Source organism: Saccharomonospora iraqiensis subsp. paurometabolica YIM 90007, from assembly GCF_000231035.2.
In the GTDB taxonomy this organism is placed as follows: Bacteria; Actinomycetota; Actinomycetes; order Mycobacteriales; family Pseudonocardiaceae; genus Saccharomonospora; species Saccharomonospora paurometabolica.
In genome coordinates this window covers 86,142-87,114 of the sequence record NZ_KI912210.1, presented here as the reverse complement: position 1 = coordinate 87,114, position 973 = coordinate 86,142, and the positions used below count along the sequence as shown (strand labels likewise).

The window sequence follows — 973 nt, the reverse complement described above, 5'->3', positions numbered from 1 at the left end:
CGCGAGCGCCTCGCGCACCAGGCGTGCGCCCTCGTCCACGCCCGCGCGCCGGTCGCCGAGCGGATCGACCGGCCACACCGTCTCCCGGGACTCGGTCACCAGCGGGTTGCTCTCGTCGGCGCCGGGGGCCGGGGCCCGGTGTTCGACGGTGCCGAGCGTGTCGTCGGCGGCCAGCACCTCACCGAGTTCGGTGAGGAAGTCCGACGGCCCCTTCGGCCGCGCGCTCGTGGCGTTCCACCAGTGCCCCGAGACGAGCAGACAGTGTTCCGAGCGGGTCAGCGCGACGTAGCACAGCCTGCGTTCCTCCTCGGCGTGCCGCTCGGCGAAGCGCTGCTCGTGCTCGTCGAGCGCCTCGGTGACCTGTTTGCGGTCCGGCCCGGCGGACAGCGACAGCCCGGGCAGGTCGGCGGCGTCGCCGCGCAGCGCGGCGGGCAGTTCGGACACCGTCCGCAGCCACGACGAGGACCGTCGCCTGCCGGGGAAGGTGTCCCGGACCAGGTGCGGCACGGCGACCACCCGCCACTCCAGCCCCTTCGCGGAGTGCGCGGTGAGCACCTGCACCCGGTCGGCGGAGACCTCCACCTCGCCGGGCGGCAGCCCGTCCTCCGCGTGTTCGGCGGTGGCCAGGTAGTCCAGGAAGGACAGCAGCGTCGCGGTGGGCACGGTCTCGGCGTAGCCGGTGACCACGTCGGCGAAGGCGTCCAGGTGCGCCCGGCCGACCCCGTTCGGCCGGGCCAGCGCCTCCACGTCGAGCCGCAGGGTGCGTTCGACGTCGGCGACCAGCTCCGGCAGCGGCTGGTCGAGTCTGCGGCGCAGCGCGCCCAGTTCCGCGCGCAGGGCCCGGATGCGGGCGTACCCCCGCTCGGAGTAGCGCCCGGGGTCGCCCGGGTCGTCGAGGGCGTCCACGAGACCGGCCTGTTCGGCGCGTTCGGCGACCATCGCGTCGTCGGCGGCGGACAACTCCCCGGCCCGG

Annotated in this window: 1 protein-coding gene; it reads right to left on the bottom strand. The window is 75.5% G+C overall.

The window, feature by feature from the left end:
- A partial coding sequence (locus SACPADRAFT_RS0204485) for a 3'-5' exonuclease (protein WP_007027761.1) occupies positions 1-973 on the bottom strand: 973 nt, incomplete at both ends.